We start from the raw sequence: 17,229 nt of genomic DNA, 5'->3' as shown, positions 1-17,229 counted from the left end.
GAGACCTGCGAAATTATCTTTTCTCCAACGGTTTGTATTCCGCTGCCGGAGCGACATTCTTATAGGCCGGCCGGATAATGCGCCGGCTGTCGAAATTCAGCTCCTCGATCCGGTGCGCCACCCATCCGGCGATGCGCGACATGGCGAACAGCGGCGTATAGACCTCCCGCGGCAGGCCGATCATGTCGTACACGAAGCCCGAATAAAAGTCCACGTTGGCGCACACCTTTTTGTTTACCGAATGGCCTTTGAATTCCATGAAGCTCTCCACGGCCAGCCGTTCGATGGATTCGAGGAACGCGAACTCCTTCTCCCGTCCTTTCTCCTGTGCCAGCGAGCGCGCCATCTCCTTGAGCAGCAGTGCGCGCGGGTCGGAAATCGTGTAGACGGCGTGTCCGATCCCGTAAATCAGCCCTTTCTTGTCGTAGACCTCCTTGCGTAGCATCCGCATCAGGTAGGTCTTGATTTCCGTCTCGTCCGTCCAGTCCGAAATGGTCTCCCGCAAATGGGCGAACATGTCGATCACCTGCAAATTGGCCCCCCCGTGCAACGGCCCTTTCAGCGAACCGATCGCCGCCGCAATCGACGAATAGGTGTCCGTTCCCGACGAGCTGGTCACCCGCGTCGTGAAGGTCGAGTTGTTCCCCCCGCCGTGTTCCGCATGCAGAATCAGGCACAGGTCCAATACTTTGACATCCAGCGGGGTATATCCTTTGGAACCCTTCATCATGTAGATGAAGTTTTCGGCCAGCGAGAAGCCCGGTTTCGGAATCCGGATGTGCAGCGAGCCCCCGTTTTTGTTGTGGTTCATCGTGTGGTAGGCGTAAGCGATGATCGACGGAAACTTCGCGATCAGGTCTACCGACTGCCGCACCAGATTGTCGCGCGAGGTATCGTCCGCATGCTCGTCGAACGCATAGAGTACCAGCACCGAACGCGCCAGGATGTTCATGATGTCGTTCCCGTAGAGCTGCAGGATGTTCATCTTGGCCGCATGCCGCAAAACCATCTGTTCGTTAAGCAGATTGGTGAACGTCTCCAGCTCCTCGCGATCCGGCAGATAACCCGACAGAAGCAAAAAGGCTGTCTCTTCGTATCCCAGCCGGTTTTCGGCCTGCACCCCGTGCACCAGATCCGACACCTCGATCCCCCGGTAGAGCAGTTTGCCGGGAATGGCTTTCAATCCTTTGCCGTCGGCCAGCCGTTCGTAGCCCACCACGTCGCCGATGTTAGTCAACCCGACCAGCACCCCCGAATGATCCTCATTGCGCAGTCCTCGTTTCACGCCGAAGCATTTGAAGAGGTCGTTCTCGATCCGCGAAGTCTCCTTGACGGTTTCCGAGAGTTTGTATATCAAATAGTCTTTATTCATCTCCTTTGTCGTTAATTTTCGCGATCAACAGATCGGCAAACTCGCTGGTCGAGAGCCGGGTGCCGTTCTCCATGAACCGCACCAGATCGTAGGTCGCTTTCCCTTCGACGAACGCACTCTCCATCGCCCGTATAATCGCCTCTCCGGCCTCTGCCCACCCCATGTATTGGAGCATCATGACCGCCGAGAGCAGGAGCGAGCAGGGGTTGGCCTTGTTCTTGCCCGCATGGATCGGCGCCGTCCCGTGCGTCGCCTCGAAAATCGCATGCCCCGTGGTGTAGTTGATATTCGCCCCCGGTGCGATCCCGATGCCGCCGACCATCGCCGCCAGCTGATCCGAAATATAGTCGCCGTTCAAATTGAGTGTAGCGATCACCGAGAATTCCCGCGGTTTGAGCAGCGTCCACTGCAGGAAAGCGTCCGCAATGGCATCCTTTATAATCACCTTGCCCGCCGCCACGGCAGCTTCCTGAGCCGCATTCGCCGCCTCTTCTCCCTCCGCCTTCTTGATCCGTTCCCATTCGGCCCATGTGAAAGTCTGTCCGCCGAACTCCCGTTCCGCCAGTTCATACCCCCAGTTCTTAAACGACCCCTCGGTGAACTTCATGATATTCCCTTTGTGCACCAAAGTCACGGATGGCAGTTTGTGCTCGATGGCATACCGGATCGCCGCCCGCACGAGCCGTTCCGTCCCCTCCCGCGAAACCGGCTTGATGCCGAACGAAGAGGTTTCCGGGAAACGGATCTTCCGTACTCCCATCTCGTTGATCAGAAATTCCCGCAACCTGATCGCCTCCGGCGTCCCCGTCTGCCACTCGATTCCGGCATAGATATCCTCCGTATTCTCCCGGAAGATCACCATATCGACATCCTGCGGCCGCTTGAGCGGCGTCACCACCCCCTGAAAATAGCGCGTCGGCCGCTGGCAGACGTACAAATCGAGCTCCTGCCGCAGAGCGACATTCAATGACCGGATCCCTCCGCCGATCGGCGTGGTCAGCGGCCCTTTGATTCCCACCAAATACTCCCGAAAAGCCGCCAGCGTCTCTTCCGGAAGCCAGTTCCCCGTCCGGTCGAACGCTTTCTGACCAGCCAGCACCTCACGCCACTCGATACGGCGTTTGCCGCCGTAGCAGGTCGCCACCGCCGCATCTACGATCCGTCGTGTGGCCGGCCAGATATCCACCCCGATACCGTCTCCTTCGATAAAAGGGATGACCGGGCTGTCCGGTACCTCCAAAACTCCGTTTTTGATGGTTATCTTATTCATTTTCTTTCGTTTTTTTGCTCAGTAAGTTGAGTGCGCTGCCGGCCCGGAACCAGGCGATCTGCAGGTCGTTATAGGTGTGTTCCGCTTCGAAACTTTCGGTAGTCCCGTCCGTGTGTTGCAACACGACGGTCATCGGAACCCCCGGCGCAAACTCTTTCAGGCCGAGTATCGAAATCGTATCGTCCTCCCGCACCTTCTCCCAGTCCGCCTTATGGGCGAAAGTCAGGGCCAGGATTCCCTGTTTCTTGAGGTTGGTCTCATGAATCCGGGCGAACGACTGCGCCAGCACCGTTTTCACGCCCAAGAACCGCGGCTCCATCGCCGCATGTTCCCGCGACGAGCCTTCGCCGTAGTTCTCCTGCGCCACCACGATGCTCCCCAGCCCTTTGGCCTTATAGTCCTTCGCTACGGTCGAGACTTTGTCGTATGTCTGCCCCGGCAGCGTCGGATTCAATACGCAGTTCACCGCATCCCGTCCCTCCGCCGCAAAAGCGTTGGTCGCCCCCATCAGCAGGTTGTCTGAAATATTTTCGAGGTGTCCCCGGAACCTGAGCCAAGGCCCGGCCATCGAGATATGGTCGGTGGTGCATTTTCCCCGCGTTTTGATCAGCAGTCGCAGCCCCTCGAAATCCTCTCCGTCCCACGCCCCGAACGGTTCCAGCCGTTGCAACCGCTTCGACCCCGGCGCAATAGCCACCGTAACCGAAGAGCCGTCCGCTGCCGGTGCCTGATAACCCGGATCGTCCACCGCGAACCCTGCGGCCGGCAGTTCGCTGCCCTGAGGCGCATCCAGCCGCACCGGATTACCCTCCTTGTCGGGTATCGTGTCGGTCAGCGGGTTGAAGGTAATACGTCCTGCAATCGTCATGGCCGTCACCATCTCCGGCGAGGCGATAAAAGCATGGGTTTTCGGATTTCCGTCGTTCCGCGCGGCGAAGTTCCGGTTGAAGCTCGTCACGATCGAGTTCGCCCGTGTCGCGTCGTCTGTATGCCGTTTCCACTGCCCGATGCAGGCCCCGCACGCATTCGCCATGACGATGCCTCCGATCGCCTCGAAGTCCCGCAGCATCCCGTCCCGCTCTGCCGTGTAACGCACCTGTTCCGATCCCGGCGTCACGATGTATTGTGCCTGAACGGTCAACCCTTTTTCCGTTGCCTGTCGTGCCACCGAAGCCGCCCGGGTCAGGTCTTCGTACGAGGAGTCGGTGCACGATCCGATCAGGCCGACCTCCATCCGTTCCGGATAGCCCTTCTCGCGGGCCATGCGCACGAATTCCGAGATCGGTGCCGCCGCATCCGGCGTGAACGGCCCGTTGATATACGGTTCCAGCGTCGAAAGGTCGATCTCGATCACCCGGTCGTAGTAGCGTTCCGGATGCTCCAGCACCGTAGCGTCTGCCTGCAGGCAGCTTTCTGCGACTGCGTCGGCCAGCTCGGCCACATCGCTCCGTCCGGTCGCCCGCAGGTAGTCGCCCATCCGGCCGTCGTACGGAAAGAGCGAGGTCGTCGCTCCCACCTCCGCGCCCATGTTGCAGATCGTGGCTTTCCCGGTCGCCGAGATGGTCTCCGTTCCCGGCCCGAAGTATTCGATAATGGCGTTCGTCCCTCCCTTGACGGTCAGGATGCCGGCCAGTTTCAGAATCACATCTTTCGGCGATGTCCAGCCCCCCAGCCGCCCCGTCAGCCGCACGCCGATAATGCGCGGCATCTTCAGCTCCCATGCCATTCCGGCCATCACGTCCGCCGCATCGGCTCCGCCGACCCCCACGGCGATCATCCCCATCCCGCCGGCGTTCGGCGTATGCGAATCGGTGCCGATCATCATCCCGCCCGGAAAGGCGTAGTTTTCGAGCACCACCTGATGAATAATCCCGGCTCCCGGCCGCCAGAATCCGATTCCGTATTTGTTCGACACCGACGACAAAAAGTCATAGACCTCCCGATTGACCTCCCGGGCAGCCGCCAGGTCGGTGCTCGCACCCCGATCGGCCAGAATCAGGTGGTCGCAGTGTACTGTGGTCGGCACCGCCACCCGTTCGCGCCCGGCATTCATGAACTGGAGCAGAGCCATCTGTGCCGTCGCATCCTGCATGGCCACCCGATCCGGAGCGAAATGGACATAGTCCTCGCCGCGCCGGAAAACCGGCCGCTGGGTGTCGTCGGCCAGATGGGTCAGCAGAATTTTCTCGGCCAGTGTCAGGGCATGTCCGGTCGTCCGCCGCGCCCGATCTACTCCGTCGGGCATCGCGGCATACCGCTGCCGGATCATCTCGATGTCGAATGTCATAGGAGGGGTTATTAAAAATTTTTCGTAATTCCGTTTCCGGGCGCAATATACGAAAAACAGCGGGATTTACCCGCTGTTTTGTGTAAGGATGAGCAGAATCGGTGGAATCTGTTAAATTATTCCAATACGAAGCGTACCGTCACATTCTGATTGATCCGCACATCGTTGAATTTGATGTTCGACAGGGCGTCCTCCTGAATGGCATTGCCGGTGGCAACTTTACTCATCGCCAATCCGCGAACCATTCCGTTCAACAAATCCGGAGCCGAGGAGTAGGACTGGATGTAAATGGCTTTGCCGATCCGCTGTCCGAGAGCCGCAGCGAGTTCCGATGCGGTGATCTGGGCATTCCGCATCGCTTTGACACGAACCTGTGCCTGGAGTTCCTTCAGGTCGCTCCGCGTGCTCTGGCTCAGCGACGCATCCGAGATACCGTTCGCCTGCAACTCGTCGAACACCGCTTCCACCTGATTCGGTTCGGTCAACGTCAGGAGGTAGTTCTTATATTGATAGATGTCTTTTCGCTTGCCGTTGGCGTTCGACTGGCTCGTGATGACCAGCTGTTTCTTGATGTCCACCCCTGCGGCATTCAGAGCCGTCGCCAACGAGCGTTCCAATTCGGCGATGGTGGTCTTTCCCTTGCTCGGCTCTTCCGAGATGCTGATGGCGATGCGGAATTTGTTGGGCATCACCGACGTATCGGCCGAGCTGTTGATTTCGACATACGGAATCTGTTCGTTGTTGTTCTGGGCCCATGCGCTCCCGGCACCGATCATCAGGAGTGCCGAAGCGATAAAAAGCATTTTTTTCATGACTTTTATCCGATTAAGTATTTGTGATAAGGCAGTTTCTGCAATAACCGTACCACCCCGGCCGAAACCGTGAAAGCCAGCAGGGCGATCAGCGGAATCTGAAGGTAAGGCGGCAGCGGTATGTAGTCGTTGACGATGTCGTATCCCACCTGCACGATAAAAAAGTGGCACAGGTAGATGCCGAACGTCAGCCCGGCCCACCGTCCGAGCCGTTCCTGTGTCCGTAGGTTCGAAATCCGAACCGTCTGCAGGGCCGTGAATACGCCGTAGGTCATCAAGAAGACGCTGAATCCGGTGAAAAACCACGGGATTTCGAGGTAGGCGTAGTCGGTCGGGAAATACCTCTGTGTCCAGAGGTATCCGCCGCAGGTCAGGGCGTATCCCGCGGCGAAACAGACGGCCGATCGAATCCATATTTGTTTCTTGGATCGCTCGGAGGGGTAAAGGTTTAAATAGTGGGCCAAAATCAGGTATCCGAGAAAGCCGCTGACGTAATAGAACGTTCCGAACGGATTCCAGTCGCATTCGCCGAAAATGCCGGTGTGCCCGTAGTTGCCGACGTACCCGAAAAACGGCGCTAGAACCCGGATATAGGGAATGAAGAGGGTGAAACCCCAGAGGTACAGGAACCGTTTCAAGTCTTTGCGGGACGCCTGAGCCACCCACGGCGAGACGATCGGCAGGATCAGGTACAATCCGACCAGCATATAGAGGTACCACAGCGGGGTGGTAGCGTAATTGAAGTTCAGCGGGAACGAGGCGATGTAATACCAGGCATTCGTCCCCTCGGTGTGTCCGTAGGCCCGGTAGAAAAGGGGCGTCAGGAGGCTCCAGAGCAGCAAAGGCCATAAGATGCGTCCCAGCCGCCGGCGGTAGAAAGTGCTCATATCCGTCCGGACCGGCAGAAGCAGCACGCCGGAGATCATGACGAACAACGGTACGCAGGCGCGCATCAGGCTGTCCCAGCAGACGCCCGACAGAAAGGCTGTCCGGTCTTCGTCGAAACGGGCGACGAAAAAATCGCCGCTGTGGGAAAAGACTACCATAAAACAGGCCGCGATGCGAAGCACATCGAGCCAGGGTATGCGGGTCGAAGAATTATTTTGCATAACAGACAAAGATAATTTTTTCCGCCGAGAAGTTGGCAGTTTGAGCGAAAAGGGCTATTTTGCAAGAAAAACATTTCCCATGAAACTTTTCGACAGGGAGAACTGGACGCGCCGGGCAGTGCTCAGGGGATTGGGCTGGGCTTATGGTGTCATGATCTTTACCGAGATTGTCAATTATTTTAGTTTCAATTATTTCGGCTTCACTCAATCACCTTGGCGATGGGAGGTAGTCGTCATCAAATTAGTCATTTGGACGCTCTTCGGCTTGACCTTCGGCCGGTGGCTCATGCTGAAATTGGAACAGAAAAAATAATTTAAAATCCAATTTGAAAAACGCATGATCCGATTTGAAAACGTATCGTTCGGCTACCGGAACGGATGGTTGTTCCGCGGGTTGAACCTCGAACTGCGTCGCGGGGCGATCTACGGTCTGCTGGGGAAGAATGGGGCGGGGAAGAGTACACTGCTGAAATTGGCGGCCGGGCTGTTGTTTCCGAATACGGGCGAAATATCGGTGCTGGGACGGACGCCGAAACGGCGTGAACCGACCTTTTTGTCCCGGATTTTTCTGGTGCCCGAGGAGTTCGACCTGCCGCGGATGAATATGCGGGAATATGCCCGAGTGTACGGTTGCTTTTATCCCGATTTTTCGGGCGGGCAGCTGGCGGAACTGATGCGTGAGCTGGAGGTCTCGGAGACTCAGCCGTTCCAGCAGATGTCGCTCGGACAGAAGAAAAAGGCCTGTATCGCTTTTGCCATCGCCTGTCGCACGCCGCTGCTGCTGATGGACGAGCCGACCAACGGGCTGGACATCCCGTCGAAGAGCGCTTTCCGGCGGGTGGTCGCTTCGGTGATGAACGAGAATCGGACGATCGTGATCTCGACCCATCAGGTGCGCGATCTGGATCGGCTGATCGATTCGGTGGTGGTGCTGGATGAGAGTGAAATTCTGCTGAATGCCACGACGGAGGAGATTACCCGGCGGTTGCAGTTCGTGCGGCTGGAGGAGGGCGAGCAGGCGTTATATGCCGAGGAGACGATCCACGGACGGTGGGGAGTGCGACCGAACGAGTCGGGAGCGGATTCTCCGTTGGATATGGAGTTGTTGTTCAACGCTGCGATCGCGAACCGCGAGGCGATGAAAAATCTTTTCAATCGATCGGAGAGATGAGAAACGATGCTTTTTCCTGGAGACGGCTGGGCCGGGTGGCCCGCGCCGAGCTGGCGGGCGAGCGGCGCGCATGGGGTTTGAGGCTGGGCGGATGCCTGCTTTTCTGCCTCATGATTTATATGGCGTGGAACACGAATGTGTTTTTTGGCCGCGATGACATCCACGACGGATTCGGGTATATCATGCCGCGCCTGATTGTCGGAGTGGGGTGGGGGATTGCCGTGATGTTCAATATATCGCGCAGTTTCAGACGTTATTCTTCTCACGGGCGGGCGGTCGAGGCGTTTATGGTGCCGGCAACGCGGAGCGAAAAATTCGTGTGGACGGTGTTGAAAAATTTAGTGGCCGTCCCTTTGATCCTGTTGGCGATCGTCGGACTGAACGACCTGTTTTGGGCGGAATGGCTGGGATTCGACAGCCTGTTTACCCTCTTGGCGGAGGGCTTTCGATCGCTCCTGAAAGATACCCGGGCTGCCTGGTGGGGCCTGATGATGATTTTATACGGATTGCACTTTCTCTCCACGATGGCTTTTTTTCTGGCGGGAGCGGCGGTTTTCCGTCGGCATCCCTTTTTGTGGACGGTAGTGGTGCAATTCGTGCTGTGCAATCCGTTGAGTTTCATGCTGACGCTGGCGCCTTACCTGACATGGTTCGCCCTGCCGCGGATCAACGGGGCGGTGACGCTGAATCTGATTACTCTGGGGCTCTGTGTTTTGTGGATGTGTATCGCCTGGTGGCGGTTTTCGAAACTGCAACTAAGAAAATAACAAAACGGAAAATATAATTTATGCGGGCGATCTTTCATTAAAAAGGTCGCTCGTTTTATCTTATCGCAGCTTGTTCTGGTCGAAATAGGGGCCGGCCCACAGGAAAAAGAGCGTCAGCCCGATGCACAGCAGGAAGGTGCCGAGCAGAAAGGCCGACGAATAGGAGGTGTGCTGAGCGATAATTCCTCCTAACAGCACCCCCAATCCTACGCCTAAATCCCAAGCGGTCAGATAGGTGGCATTCGCCGTCCCCCGTTGGTTGTGATGGGCCAGATTGATGAACATCGTCTGGAGGGTCGGGCAGAGCAGCCCGTATCCGACGCCGATCGCAACGCCGCAGCCGTAGAACGTAAGCGGGTGTTTCAAAAAGACGAAACATAAGAAACTGACGATCAGCAAAGCTATTCCCGCCTTGCTGACCTCTGTCAGATAGCCCCGGTTGATGAGTTTTCCCGATATCAGGCGCGACACGACCAAGCCGCCCGACAGACAGACGAAAAACATCCCTGTTCCGCTCGTCAGCCCCACCTCTTCGACTCCGTACACCGCCACATAGGTGCTCAGGACACCGTAAGCGAACGACAGGAAGACGGTCGTCACCGCTCCCGGAATTCCTTTGAGCAGCAGGAACCGGTCGAGCGAGAGGGTCTGTTTGGCTCCCACGGCCTCCGTCTTCTTCTCCCGCACGAGCGATCCGACGCCCAGTCCGATCAGGCCCACTCCCAGAGCAGTGGCGAAGATCCAGTTATAGTCCGGCGTGGCATCGTGAATCATCAGGGCCGCCATCGGGCCGATGGCCATAGCCAGATTGGTCGATACGCCGAAATAGCCGATCCCCTCGCCGCGTCTGGAGGCCGGCATGACGTCGATCGCCACGGTATTGACCGAGACGGTCACCATGCCGAATGCCATTCCGTGGGTGGCGCGCAGGATGATAAATGCCGCCAGCACGCCTGCCAGCATATAGCCGCCGAAATAGGAGATGAAAAAGGCATAGCAGATCATCAGGAGCGGTTTCCGCGGAAAGCTGTCCACCATGAATCCGGCGAAGGGCCGGAAGAGCAGCGCCATGATGGTATAAGAGGAGAGAATCAGCCCTGCCGCCGATTTCGTGACGGCGAACCGGTCGGCCAGATACATCGGCAGGATCGGCAACAGCATGTAGAATGCGAAAAACAGCAGGAAGTTCGCGCCGCAAGCTGCCAAGAAGCTGCCGGTCCATAATTTGTCTTTCACCATGGGGGTCAAAAGGAGAATTAGGTATCCGGCCGCAAAGGTAGGGAATTATTGGCAAAGCGGGGATTGCCCACCGGCAATCCCCGCTTGGGGAGAGTATCAGTTTTCGATGTGTTGATAGCTACTGCCGGGAAGTTCCTTGAAAAGTACCGAATCCGGGATGACCTGAGGGTGGTGCTTCGGTGTGGACGTTTTCGTCGGGACGGCCTCTCTGTGAAGAATTACTTTGACCGGTTTCCGGTTGCGCACCCAGTTGTTTTCGGTGTCGAGGTAGAAGTGATCGGGACAATCCTTCAGGAGTTTCGTGGCCACCGTCACCCCCTCCTCCTGCTCTTTTGCACTCAGGTAAACCGTGACTTCGCCGTTTTTGTAGGTTGTCGCCGAATTCTTGGCTTTGTTTTTCTGATTGGTATGGACGGTGAGTGGCGAACCTTGGGAAAGGGCCAGAACCGGAGTGCCGTCTCCGCTACTCGATAAAACGGAAATGTTGTTTTTCTCTATGGCATGGGCTTCTTTTCCGGAAACTGTACGGGCTGCATATCGCCCCGATGAATTCTTGGCATTTTTGGTCGTGACGATGATGACCCCTCCGCGTGCCCGTTCGCCGTATGCACGGATGGCGGTTTCTCCTTTGAGAACCGTGATGGATTCAAATTCAAGCGTATTGAGTTCTTCCGATTTAGTGCATTCGACACCATCGACGATGTAGATCGGCGGCACTTTCGAAGTGTCGGCCTGGGGAGTGGTCCGTACGGTGATGGCCTCCTCCGTTTGATAAATCTTTGTTCCGGCGACGGAGTCCGCCGGCTGTTCCCGAGGTGTTTTGGATTTAAGATTTTGACCGTCTTTTATCACCGTTTTGGCTGCGGCGAGCAACTCGCGAAGCGTGTCGAATTCCGGTTCCTGGATTTTCCGGCCGTCGAGATAACGTACCTCGACCGGCTCTTCGAAGACGGTTTTGGAGTCCAGCGTGTCGACAGTCGGTAGGACGGTTTCAGTGGGTTGCGGCTGCGAAGAAACGGGGTCGGAAGCCTTGGCGGTGAGCGAGAAAGCGCCCAACAGCGCACCGGTGAAGAGGGGCAGAGCAGCCAGTCGGAGGTATCCTCCGAGGCGACTCCTGCGTGCTGAAAGTGTCATCATTTTAAGTCGTTTTTTGGTGAGTGAATAGCACAGCGCGTTGGCCGTCCCGGGATAAATGCCTGCCTCTGTGCCGATTAAAAGGTCTATATAAGGGCCGACGGCATTCCCCTCGCGGATCAACCGGCCGCAGTGCCAAGCCGCCGGATGGAACCACAGCACTGCCCGCCACAGATTCATCCACAACAGGTCGAACGAGTGGCCGTGGGCGATGTGGCTGCGCTCGTGGGCCAGAATCGACACCAGCATCGGTGACCCCTCGAACCGTCGGTCGACGAAAATGCGTCCGAAAACAGAGTAAGCTCCCGCCACTTTATCCGAAAAGAGCACCTCTCCGACGCGGGTATGCCTGATTCGGCGCATGACGCGCACGATCCCGACCCCTTGAAATCCCAAGAAAAGTGCGACTCCGACCCCGTATAGTACAGCCAGCCCCAAGCCCCATTCCACAGGCGCCGGTACAGCGACTGCCGGCATCTCCATCGCTTCCGGCGCCGGAAATACGGTCGTTTCGACGAAAACCGTCTCCGCAACCTCCCGCGCCGGTAACAGCGGGATACGCAGCAGCGGCAGCAACAGGCCCACGGGAAACATCCCCAACAGGTATCCCCTCGCTGCTCCCAGCGGAATGCGCCGGTGAAGCAGGAGAGCGTAGAACAGCCACAAGGCTGCGATACACAGCTGGACATCGATCAGGTATCCTTGAGAAAACATGACGCAAACGTTTGAAGAAGTTATTTTTCAGAGGCTTCCACCAGCTGTCGGGCCACGCGTTTCAGCTCCTCGTACTGCTCGACCGTCAGCGATCCGCTCTCGGCCAGAAACGAAAGCACCTGTCCCGGCGAGTCGTTGAAAAAGTTGCGCACCACGCGCTGCATAAAGCGCGACCGGTATTCGTCACGTCCCACCGCCGGATAGTACCGATGACTTTTGCCGACCACCCGGTGGGCGAGAAATCCTTTGGTTTCCAGTGTCCGGATGACCGTCGAGACGGTCGTATAGGCCGGCCGCGGCTCCCGAAACGCTTCGACCACCTCGCCCAGAAAGGCTTCGTTCAGCCGCCAGACGATCTGCATCACCTCCAGCTCGGCCCGGGTCAGTTCAGCCGGTTGTTCTCTCTTTTTCATGCGGTATTCGATTTTTGGTACTACAAAAATAGTCATAGTTTCGATAACTACAACTATAATTTTAGTTTTTCGAAAAATATTTTTTACCACGAGTGTCCGTAAGCCGCAGAATTACTTGCGTTCGGAGTAGCTGAGCACCCGCTCGTTGTTGAATCGTTGAAAGGCTCGGAATTCCGTTTCGATCAGCGGTCGCGGATAGCTCATCAGAAAGAGCCGGTGGGGCTCGGTCGTCGGCCGAAACGAGGGGTGAATGTGTTCGTAGGTATAGTTCGGACACATCCCGTTCGCCAGATAGAAACGCTCGCGGCGGCGCGAAACCTCGTCCTGCGGCGGGTCGATCTCCAGCAGCATAAGGCGGGAGTCATCCCCTTGAAGCAGTTTCAGGGCCTGAGAACCGTACCCTCCGCCCCGTTTTCCGGGTGCGATGGCGAAGTGTTCGCCGAACCGGAAGAGGGTGCCGTCGGCGGTCTCCCACTCCCACCACGAAAGCAGACCGACGAGCTCGTTCCGTTCGACGATCAGGTGATAGTGAAAAGCCGGATCTTTCAATGCACGCAGATGTTCCGCCAGCGGGCGGCGCTCGCAAAGCGGAAAACTCTGTTCATAGATTGCCCAAGCCGCTTCGGCCAGCGGGTGGGAGTGGTCGCCGAGGCGAATCAGGTCGAGCGTTTTTTCGGGAAACGGCATAACGTGGAGTCAAACGTGTGTGTCAAAGATACATGATTCCGTCGTGAAAATGGAGCTGGACGAAGAGGAGCATGTAGATGACCGACAGAATCAGCGCGACCATAAAACAGTCTTTGACCGTCCGGGCATCCTTGCGTTCGACGAATTTTTCGCCCAGCCACCCTCCGAATCCGCCGCCGAGAGCCACGCAGGCGCCCAGCTCCCAGTCGATGTGTCCGAACCAGACGAAAACGGCCAGTGCGAACGGGGTGACGATCATGCTCATGTAGGTCTTGATCGCCTCGGCCGTCCGGGTCGCGGTGTGAAGCCGAGTGACCAGAATATAGTACATCAGATAAGCCATGCCGGCCTGAATCATGCCGCAGTAGAGTCCTAACAGGAGAAAAATGCCGTAGTCTGCCAGACGCGACCGTCCCACGGGATCGTCCGTTTTGTCGGGAGGGTTGGCGGGCGGAGGCGAGAAGAAGGTGAAGAGAATCGTCAGGATCATCACCCCGATGAAAATCCAGTTGAAGATGACGCCGGCGATCCGGACGGCGAAAAAGGCACCGGCTATGGCTCCCAGCACCAGGGTGACCGAGAGTATGGCGGCTTCGCGATGCGGAATGCGCCGATGGGTCAGGTAGCGGAGATAGCCCATCGTATATTGCGTCATCACGCCCACCCGGTTCGTTCCGTTGGCCACGCCGGGAGGCAGGCCCAGCCCGATCAGCATCGGCAGCGAGATGAGCGAGCCGGCTCCTCCGATTTCGCTGACGATGCCGCTGGCCAGGCCGGCCACGACGGCGGCTATGTGGTGCGTGAGAATCGTTTCCATAATGGGGGCGAAAACACAGGGATGTCGCGCAAATTACATGCCAGATAAAACAGCGAGGCGGTTCCTTGGTAGGGTCAAAGGAACCGCACTCGCTGTTGCGGCAGGTGTCGAGAGCGATATAACCTATTTTCTCGGAGTCAGCACCAGATCCAACCCGTCATTGCTCAGGATAAAACCGTCTTCGGTTTTCGTCAATCGACAATTTTGTATTCTTTCTTCACTCCACCGGACAAACAGGCTGTCGTTTCTGACTTCCCATTTTCCCGTTGCCGTTTCGGCGTTTTCTCCCAGCGATTGCGTCGTTTGGACGGTTCCGTCCGGATGGAAATCCATCTCTATTTTGGACTGTGAGAATATCGCCGCTGCCATTTTTACCGCAGCGTCATCCAATAAGGAGTCGGGTAACACAAGTTTCGCGTCGTAAGCGCCGACCAGCTCTTTTTCGATGCCGGTTTTGCCGGAGCAGGCAACCAGCGCTGCTGCAGCTGCGATTGCCAGAAAGAATGTCTTCATTCGGTTTCGTTGTTTGGACAAACATAGCTAATTTTTTACAAAGCTGACAAAATCCGCCGGGCGATCCGGTTCAATGGGACGGGAATCCGCAGCTCATCCGCCAGCCGACATAGCGTACCGGCGAAAATGTCGATTTCGGTCGGTCGGCCCGCTTCGACATCCTGCAACATGGAGCTTTTGCCCTCCGGATTCATCGACCGGATGGTTTCGACGGCGCGATCGACCATCTCGTCCGCCTGTGCGATACCGATCGCCCGGGCGACGGCCGCCGCTTCGTTCATCAGATCGACGGCCAGCATCATGGCCCGGTCGTTGCGCTGCAGGTGTCCGTAGGGGCAGCGGAGCAGGGCGGTGGTCTGGTTGCAGCCGATGTTGATGACGAACTTCTGCCACATAGCTGCACGCATATCTTCCGGGATCGAGTAGGGGATTTCGGCTCGTTCGAACAGCTGCCTGACTCGTTCAGCGGCAGGCGACAGGGTAAGGTTTTGCGCCTCGCCGAAGTAGATGCGGTAATTTCCGTCGTGCGTGATTCGGTTCCCCTCCCGCAGGCTCGGATGGCCTAAAAAATAGGAGTATAGTACATGCGCTTCAGGGAAACGCGCTGCGATCGTCTCTTCGCTTTCGATGCCGTTCAACAACGAGAGTACGATGGTCTCGGACCCGATGAAAGGCGCAAGCATGTCGAGAGCCGCCGGCAACGAGGAGGCTTTAGTAGCGATGAGAATCAGTTCTTTGTGGTCGGGCTTGGCCGCAAATGAAAAGTCGTATCGTTCCCCGTTGAAAATCGTTCCCTCGCGGCGCATCCGTTCGCGCCGCCGTTCGTCGGCGATAACCGAGAAACCGGAGCCTAAAGCGCTCCGGAGTCGGACAGCCAAAGGAGTCCCTACGGCTCCGAGGCCGAGGAGCGATACTCGTTCGATCTGTTTCATACCTGCAAAGATGAACTTTTTTTGCCAATCGGGCTGATAATCTGCCCCGAAACCGCTACTTTTGTGGCCGTGCCGCCCGCTGTGGAGCGGGTGGGCGGATTTATTTCAACAAGATGCAGAAAATCAAAAACATCGCAATCATTGCGCACGTCGACCACGGCAAGACGACGATGGTGGATAAAATGATCCTCCAGGCCAAGCTGGTGCGGGATCAGGAGAAATCGCAGACGCTGATTCTGGACAACAACGACCTCGAACGCGAACGGGGTATCACGATTCTGGCGAAAAACGTATCGATTCACTATAAGGACTACAAAATCAATATCATCGACACGCCGGGCCACGCCGATTTCGGCGGCGAGGTGGAGCGGGTGCTCAATATGGCGGACGGGGTGCTGCTGCTGGTGGACGCTTTCGAGGGAACGATGCCCCAGACGCGCTTCGTGCTTCAGAAGGCGCTGGAGATGGGACTCAAACCGATCGTCGTCATCAACAAGGTCGATAAACAGAACTGCCGGCCGGAGGAGGTCAACGAACAGGTCTTCGACCTGATGTTCAGCCTCGATGCGACGGAAGAACAGCTCGATTTCAAGACCATCTACGGGAGCGCCAAGAACGGCTGGATGTCTACGGATTGGAAGACGCCGACGACGGATATCCTCCCGTTGCTGGATTGCATCATCGACGAGATTCCGACGGCGCAGGTGGTGGAAGGGACGCCGCAGATGCTGATTACGTCGCTCGAATATTCGCCGTACGTGGGGCGGATCGCCGTGGGACGTCTGAGCCGAGGGACGTTGAAGGCAGGACAAAACGTTTCGCTGGTGAAGCGGGACGGAACGGTCGAAAAGTCGAAAATCCGCGAGCTGATGACTTTCGAGGGGCTGGGCAAGGAGAAGGTCGAAGAGGTGCAGTGCGGCGATATTTGTGCGGTGGTGGGGATCGACGGATTCGAGATCGGGGATACGATCGCCGACTTCGAGAATCCGGAACAACTCACGCCGATCGCCATCGACGAACCGACCATGAGTATGTTGTTCACGATCAACGACTCGCCGTTTTTCGGCAAGGAGGGGAAATACGTCACGTCGCGGCATATCAAGGAGCGTCTGGATCGGGAGCTGGAAAAGAACCTGGCTCTCAAGGTGAAGCCGGGCTCGACGGCCGATTCGTTCCGGGTGTTCGGGCGCGGGGTGCTACACATCAGCGTCCTGATCGAGACGATGCGGCGCGAGGGCTACGAATTGCAGGTGGGACAGCCCAAGGTGGTGGACAAGGTCATCAACGGGCAGCGGTGCGAGCCGATCGAACACTTGACGGTCGACCTGCCGGAAGAGATGGCGGGCAAGGCGATCGAGATGGCGACGAGGCGCAAGGGGGTATTGCTGCACATCGACCATCGCGGTGACCGGGCGCATCTGGATTTCGATATCCCGGCGCGGGGGATTATCGGTCTGCGGAGCAATCTGCTCACAGCGACGGCGGGCGAGGCGGTGGTGGCGCACCGGTTCAAAGGGTTCGAACCCTATCGGGGCGAGATCGAGGGGCGTTCCAACGGGTCGCTTATCGCGGCGGAGAGCGGAACGGCGTTTGCCTATGCGATCAGCAAGTTGCAGGATCGGGGACGGTTCTTCATCTCGCCGGGCGACGAGGTTTATGCGGGGCAGGTGATCGGTGAAAGTACGCGGGCCGAAGATATTTGCGTGAATGTCTGCAAGTCGAAGAAGCTGACCAACATGCGGGCTTCGGGTTCGGACGAAAAATCGACGGTCTCGCCGCCGGTGATCTTCTCGCTGGAAGAGACGCTGGAATATATCCAGGAGGACGAATACGCGGAAATTACGCCGACGTCGATCCGGATGCGCAAAATCCTGCTCTCGGAAACGGATCGCAAACGCGCCGGTAAGGCTTAACCCTTCGTTTGTTTGCACCTTATCTGGAGGGTACTGTTCTTTCTGTGAACAGAAAGAACCAAAGAAACTTTAGAGGATG

The 17,229-nt window shown here is 57.2% G+C and carries 16 protein-coding genes; 4 read left to right on the top strand and 12 right to left on the bottom strand.

Annotated elements, in window-relative coordinates; all coding sequences use genetic code 11:
* Positions 1-13: 13 nt before the first annotated feature.
* The 5 genes from QZ292_RS03645 to QZ292_RS03625 all read right to left on the bottom strand — a co-directional run bounded on the left by QZ292_RS03645 (position 14) and on the right by QZ292_RS03625 (position 6,850).
* Complete coding sequence (locus QZ292_RS03645) at positions 14-1,372, bottom strand: citrate synthase (protein WP_294597978.1); 1,359 nt, start codon at positions 1,370-1,372, stop codon at positions 14-16.
* Positions 1,365-2,642: an NADP-dependent isocitrate dehydrogenase gene (gene icd / locus QZ292_RS03640; RefSeq protein ID WP_294597977.1), complete on the bottom strand. Its 1,278-nt coding sequence runs from the start codon at positions 2,640-2,642 to the stop codon at positions 1,365-1,367. The genes QZ292_RS03645 and icd overlap by 8 nt, the downstream gene beginning before the upstream one ends.
* Positions 2,635-4,929 carry an aconitate hydratase gene (locus tag QZ292_RS03635; RefSeq protein ID WP_294597975.1) on the bottom strand — a complete coding sequence of 765 codons (2,295 nt, stop codon included), beginning with the start codon at positions 4,927-4,929 and terminating at the stop codon, positions 2,635-2,637. Before QZ292_RS03635 ends, icd begins: the two co-directional genes overlap by 8 nt.
* A 116-nt stretch (positions 4,930-5,045) precedes the next feature.
* Entirely contained in the window at positions 5,046-5,741 is a 696-nt protein-coding gene (locus tag QZ292_RS03630) for an SIMPL domain-containing protein (RefSeq protein ID WP_294597973.1), read from the bottom strand.
* 5 nt (positions 5,742-5,746) lie between these two features.
* Positions 5,747-6,850: an acyltransferase family protein gene (locus QZ292_RS03625; RefSeq protein ID WP_294597972.1), complete on the bottom strand. Its 1,104-nt coding sequence runs from the start codon at positions 6,848-6,850 to the stop codon at positions 5,747-5,749.
* A 79-nt stretch (positions 6,851-6,929) separates the two neighbouring features.
* Here QZ292_RS03625 and QZ292_RS03620 point away from each other — a divergent pair, with 79 nt between their 5' ends.
* From QZ292_RS03620 to QZ292_RS03610, 3 genes are read left to right on the top strand one after another with little or no spacing between them, the layout of a single operon-like run.
* Complete coding sequence (locus tag QZ292_RS03620; protein ID WP_294597970.1) at positions 6,930-7,163, top strand: hypothetical protein; 234 nt, start codon at positions 6,930-6,932, stop codon at positions 7,161-7,163.
* A 24-nt stretch (positions 7,164-7,187) separates the two neighbouring features.
* Positions 7,188-8,021, top strand: a complete 834-nt coding sequence (locus tag QZ292_RS03615; protein ID WP_294597968.1) for an ABC transporter ATP-binding protein — start codon at positions 7,188-7,190, stop codon at positions 8,019-8,021.
* Complete coding sequence (locus QZ292_RS03610) at positions 8,018-8,788, top strand: hypothetical protein (RefSeq protein WP_294597966.1); 771 nt, start codon at positions 8,018-8,020, stop codon at positions 8,786-8,788. The genes QZ292_RS03615 and QZ292_RS03610 overlap by 4 nt, the downstream gene beginning before the upstream one ends.
* A 60-nt stretch (positions 8,789-8,848) precedes the next feature.
* Here the strand turns inward: QZ292_RS03610 and QZ292_RS03605 are convergent, their stop codons facing one another.
* From QZ292_RS03605 to QZ292_RS03575, 7 genes are all read right to left on the bottom strand, one after another.
* Entirely contained in the window at positions 8,849-10,027 is a 1,179-nt protein-coding gene (locus QZ292_RS03605) for an MFS transporter (protein WP_294597964.1), read from the bottom strand.
* Positions 10,028-10,123: 96 nt separating this feature from the next.
* On the bottom strand, positions 10,124-11,875 hold the full coding sequence (locus QZ292_RS03600; RefSeq protein WP_294597962.1) for a hypothetical protein: 1,752 nt from the start codon (positions 11,873-11,875) through the stop codon (positions 10,124-10,126).
* A gap of 20 nt (positions 11,876-11,895) precedes the next feature.
* Positions 11,896-12,288 carry a BlaI/MecI/CopY family transcriptional regulator gene (locus QZ292_RS03595; RefSeq protein ID WP_294597955.1) on the bottom strand — a complete coding sequence of 131 codons (393 nt, stop codon included), beginning with the start codon at positions 12,286-12,288 and terminating at the stop codon, positions 11,896-11,898.
* A 111-nt stretch (positions 12,289-12,399) separates the two neighbouring features.
* Positions 12,400-12,975, bottom strand: a complete 576-nt coding sequence (locus QZ292_RS03590) for a GNAT family N-acetyltransferase (RefSeq protein ID WP_294597954.1) — start codon at positions 12,973-12,975, stop codon at positions 12,400-12,402.
* Between the two features lie 22 nt (positions 12,976-12,997).
* Positions 12,998-13,792, bottom strand: coding sequence for a sulfite exporter TauE/SafE family protein (locus tag QZ292_RS03585; RefSeq protein WP_294597953.1), 795 nt, complete (start codon positions 13,790-13,792; stop codon positions 12,998-13,000).
* A 123-nt stretch (positions 13,793-13,915) separates the two neighbouring features.
* Positions 13,916-14,305 carry a hypothetical protein gene (locus QZ292_RS03580; RefSeq protein WP_294597952.1) on the bottom strand — a complete coding sequence of 130 codons (390 nt, stop codon included), beginning with the start codon at positions 14,303-14,305 and terminating at the stop codon, positions 13,916-13,918.
* A gap of 35 nt (positions 14,306-14,340) precedes the next feature.
* A complete protein-coding gene (locus QZ292_RS03575) occupies positions 14,341-15,237 on the bottom strand; it encodes a 2-dehydropantoate 2-reductase (protein ID WP_294597951.1) in 897 nt (298 codons plus the stop codon).
* A 113-nt stretch (positions 15,238-15,350) separates the two neighbouring features.
* Here QZ292_RS03575 and typA point away from each other — a divergent pair, with 113 nt between their 5' ends.
* Entirely contained in the window at positions 15,351-17,150 is a 1,800-nt protein-coding gene (gene typA, locus QZ292_RS03570) for a translational GTPase TypA (RefSeq protein ID WP_294597950.1), read from the top strand.
* Positions 17,151-17,229 lie beyond the last annotated feature (79 nt).

It is taken from the genome of uncultured Rikenella sp. (assembly GCF_910577125.1).
Taxonomy (GTDB): domain Bacteria; phylum Bacteroidota; class Bacteroidia; order Bacteroidales; family Rikenellaceae; genus Rikenella.
This window is presented reverse-complemented; position numbering and strand designations above follow the sequence as displayed.